At 64.2% G+C, this 3,629-nt stretch carries 5 protein-coding genes; 3 read left to right on the top strand and 2 right to left on the bottom strand.

Annotation, left to right across the window (positions count from 1 at the left end; genetic code table 11):
- Positions 1-4: 4 nt before the first annotated feature.
- Positions 5-238: a DUF6429 family protein gene (locus tag ACTJI6_RS23795; protein ID WP_377764643.1), complete on the bottom strand. Its 234-nt coding sequence runs from the start codon at positions 236-238 to the stop codon at positions 5-7.
- A gap of 43 nt (positions 239-281) precedes the next feature.
- Positions 282-1,043, bottom strand: coding sequence for a phospholipase D family protein (locus ACTJI6_RS23790; protein WP_440804219.1), 762 nt, complete (start codon positions 1,041-1,043; stop codon positions 282-284).
- 159 nt (positions 1,044-1,202) lie between these two features.
- Here ACTJI6_RS23790 and tnpA point away from each other — a divergent pair, with 159 nt between their 5' ends.
- The 3 genes from tnpA (at position 1,203) to tnpC (ending at position 3,609) form a co-directional block, all read left to right on the top strand.
- The gene (gene tnpA, locus ACTJI6_RS23785) at positions 1,203-1,622 is read left to right on the top strand and encodes an IS66-like element accessory protein TnpA (RefSeq protein WP_440798008.1); all 420 of its coding nucleotides are present in this window, start codon (positions 1,203-1,205) and stop codon (positions 1,620-1,622) included.
- On the top strand, positions 1,616-1,975 hold the full coding sequence (gene tnpB / locus ACTJI6_RS23780) for an IS66 family insertion sequence element accessory protein TnpB (protein ID WP_214273084.1): 360 nt from the start codon (positions 1,616-1,618) through the stop codon (positions 1,973-1,975). The genes tnpA and tnpB overlap by 7 nt, the downstream gene beginning before the upstream one ends.
- A gap of 68 nt (positions 1,976-2,043) precedes the next feature.
- Complete coding sequence (gene tnpC / locus ACTJI6_RS23775) at positions 2,044-3,609, top strand: IS66 family transposase (RefSeq protein WP_080622378.1); 1,566 nt, start codon at positions 2,044-2,046, stop codon at positions 3,607-3,609.
- Positions 3,610-3,629 lie beyond the last annotated feature (20 nt).

Raw genomic sequence — 3,629 nt, 5'->3', positions numbered from 1 at the left:
ACGGTCAAGACCGAGGCCGCGTAAACAGCGCCCGGAAGAGTTCCTCGGACTGCCGCAGGCCCTCATCGGTCAGGACAACCGACTTTGCCTTGTTGACCGGATCGGCAATCAGACCCCTCCCATGCAATCGCTCTAGGGCGTCCCAGTCAAAGCCTTTCCACGCCCGCCGCTCGTCATGCAGCGTCAACCACATAAGCGCCAGAACGGCCTCGTCGATCTTGTCCCGATCAATCTCCATGGACTGAGCATACTACGGTCAGACTGGGGCGGGAATCGGGCGGTTACGTTGCAGTCGCCGCTCCGGTCGGAACAGACGGCGCTGCTGCCGGCGGCGTAACAGCCGGCGGGGCTGCAGACGGGGCGGTGCTGCTCTTGACTGAGACAGGAGGAAACGTGATCAGCGGCTTGAGACGAACTTTGCTCGTCGCCGCCCCACTGTTCGTGGAACTGGACTGCGTGGTGCGTGGCGTAGGGGCCACACCAAGTATTCCAGCGGCAACAAGCGGCGCAAGGTCGGCAAGCGAGGACACCGTTGAGAGCCCAGGGCGAGTTCCATTAAACCAAGCGTCAATCGCGGCCGCCACGTCCGTAAGAACGTTTGCAGGATCGCCGGCCGACGAATCCAAGAGCAATCCCGCCTCGATGTTCATACCGGAAATGCCCGGAGTGGTCAGATTTGCCGATCCAACATATGCCGCCTGCGACCCATCCTGTCGTGTGAAGTGATAGACTTTTGGATGAAATAGTCCCGCGGAGAAGCTGACGACCCCAATCTTAGCATTTGTTCTTGGATTTCCAACGAGATTGACCAGTGCTTCGATGTCGGGCTCTCCAGTTTCTCCGCCGTTTGATCCGATCACGCAGTTCGTCAATCGGTCTTGCGCCTTGAGCTCATTGAGCACTGGCACCAAAGGAGCCAATCCATCCGCACTGAAGTATCCGGTTTGCCAGCGTAGGGCGTCGACTGCCTGCGGATTAAAGCTAGCGAGCCAGTCACCGAGTACGTCCGACGTGTTTCGAGATGCTGAGTCAATGTATCGCAAGGGTACTCACTCCGATCGGGGGATATCGCACGAATATCAGCCGCTTATGTCGAAGCACAGTAAGCGCGACGCTGATCCCCTCCTGCCGCTGGTGATCTGAACGGGCCAATCTCCGTGCGCATGAACGTCGGAGGTGTTGGCTTGGAACGAGACGGCAAAATGGGCGGCCATTTGGACGGCTTCTCGGATGGTGGGGTTTCGCGGCTGGAAGTGATGGAGGGGCCGACCGGGCGTCAGCGACGCACGAAGGCGGAGCGGGCGCGGATTGCGGCGGAAAGCTTGGTGCCGGGAACTTCGGTGACCGAAGTCGCGCGGCGGCACGGGACGACGCGCTGGCAGGTTTATGACTGGCGGAAGAAGCTACGGGACGGACAGCTTGTCGTGCCCGAGAGCGTGGCGGCACTGCCGATGTTTGCAGAACTGGTCGTCGAGGGCGCCGCAGCGGAGATGCCGGCAGAGACGGAGGCCAGCACCGGCGTGGAGATTGTTGTGGGTGATGTCGTGATCCGCGTCGGCGCAGATACCGATGAGGTTCTGCTTACGCGGTCGATCCGAGCGGCGCGGGCGGCGGCATGGTGATGCTCGGCCAGGGCGGGCCGGTGAAGGTCTACGTGGCGACGCGGCCGGTGGACTTCCGCAAGGGCATCGACGGGCTGGCGCTGGCGGTGCAGGAGATGTTCGGGCTCGACCCGTTCTGCGGGGCGGTCTTCGTCTTCCGGGCGAAGCGGGCAGATCGTATCAAGATTCTGGTCTGGGACCAGACCGGGATGGTGCTCGTTCACAAGCGCCTCGAGGGCGGCAAGTTCGTCTGGCCGCAGGTGCGGGATGGGGTGATGCGCCTGTCCTCGGCGCAGCTGGCGGCGCTGTTCGAGGGGTTGGACTGGAGACTGGTAAGACCCGAGCGGGTGCGCCGCCCGCTGGTTGCAGGGTAAGTGCATCCGACGCACTGGAGGCCCCGTTTTTACTGGCCAGAACGGCATCAGCGTGATTCACTTCAGGCATGGATGCCGACACTCTCAGCCGCGAGAACGCTCATCTGAAGGCCCGCCTCGCGGAGGTCGAGGCAGCGCTCGCGGAGGTACAGGAGGCAAACCGCCGGCTGGAGGGTATCCTGCGCACCTCGCAGCGCGAGCGCTTTGGCAAGAGTTCCGAGAAGTTGTCACCCGACCAGTTCAATTTGCCGCTCGAGGACGCCGAACTGGCCCAGGGCGTGCTTGAGGCCGCGCAGGAGAAGGCTGAAGCCGCGCTTTCCCGGGCGCGAGGGGAAGAACCTCGCAAGCCCGCGCGCAACCGTGGGCATCTGCCGGCGCATCTGCCCCGGGTCGAGCGCGTGATCGAGCCGGCCAGCACCCTTTGCCCCTGCGGTTGTGGTGAGATGGCCCGGATCGGGGAGGATGTCTCCGAGCGGCTCGACGTGATCCCGGCGCAGTTCCAGGTTCTTGTGACGCGGCGCCCCAGATATGCCTGTCGCCGCTGCTCGCAGGCCGTAGTGCAGGCTCATGCGCCCGAGCACGTCGTGCCGGGCGGCCTGCCCACCGAGCGGCTGATCGCATGGATCATCATCTCGAAGTTCGGCGACCACCTTCCGTTTTACCGCCAGGCGGGGATCTTCGAGCGGCAGGGGCTCCACCTCGACCGCGGCACATTCGGCAATTGGGTCGGCCGCGCCTGCTTCCACCTGATGCCCGTGATCGACCACATGAAGGTCCACCTGCGCGTCGCCGACCGGATCTTCGTCGACGAGACCCGCGCGCCTGTTCTGGAGCCGGGCCGGAAGGCCACCAAGAGCGGCTACTTCTGGGCCGTCGTATCCGACGATCGCGGGCATGGCGGTGCCGGCCCGCCCCTCGTGCTGTTCCACTACGCTCCCGGTCGGGGACGGGAACATCCGCTTAGGTTCCTGGCCGGATACCGCGGCCGGTTCCTGCAATGCGACGCCTACCAATCCTACAATGCGCTGACCGAGATCACGCGCGATGAGGGGCCGTGGCAGCTGGTCTATTGCTGGACCCACGTCCGCCGCCGCTTCGTCAAACGCGTCGAGAGCGACGGCTCGCCCATCGCCGAGGAGATGCTGCGCCAGATCGCATTGCTGTATCAGATCGAAAAGACCGTGCGCGGCAAGGACCCGGCCGTCCGCATGGCCATCCGACGCGAGCAATCCGCCCCGATCATCTCCGCGCTCAAGCCCTGGCTGGAGACCCAGCTCTCGCGCATCCCGCGGAAGTCCCTGCTGGCCGAGGATATCCGCTACACCCTCGCGCACTGGCCCGGCCTGATCCGCTTTATCGACGATGGCACCCTCGAGCTGGACACCAACCCGGTCGAAAACCAGATCCGTCCGATCGCGCTGACCCGGAAGAACGCCCTCTTCGCCGGGAACGAAATCGGCGCCGAGAACTGGGCCATGCTCGCCTCGCTGGTTGCCACCTGCAAGCTGTCCGGCGTGAACCCCGTCGACTACCTCGCCGATACCCTCCGGGCCATCCTCGACGGACACCCCAGATCCCGCATCGAGGACCTCATGCCCTGGTGCTACGACCAAGCGTCAAGCCTCGCTGCATAGGGCCTCGTCGTCGCGCTTAC

The organism is Paracoccus sp. 22332 (assembly GCF_052045125.1).
GTDB lineage: Bacteria > Pseudomonadota > Alphaproteobacteria > Rhodobacterales > Rhodobacteraceae > Paracoccus > Paracoccus haematequi_A.
This window is presented reverse-complemented; position numbering and strand designations above follow the sequence as displayed.

Excerpts from the sequence above, each read along its gene's own strand:
- tnpC (WP_080622378.1), top strand. The coding sequence starts at position 2,044 with ATGGATGCCGACACTCTCAGCCGCGAGAACGCTCATCTGAAGGCCCGC.
- tnpA (WP_440798008.1), top strand. The coding sequence starts at position 1,203 with ATGGGCGGCCATTTGGACGGCTTCTCGGATGGTGGGGTTTCGCGGCTG.
- tnpB (WP_214273084.1), top strand. The coding sequence starts at position 1,616 with ATGGTGATGCTCGGCCAGGGCGGGCCGGTGAAGGTCTACGTGGCGACG.
- ACTJI6_RS23795 (WP_377764643.1), bottom strand. The coding sequence starts at position 238 with ATGGAGATTGATCGGGACAAGATCGACGAGGCCGTTCTGGCGCTTATG.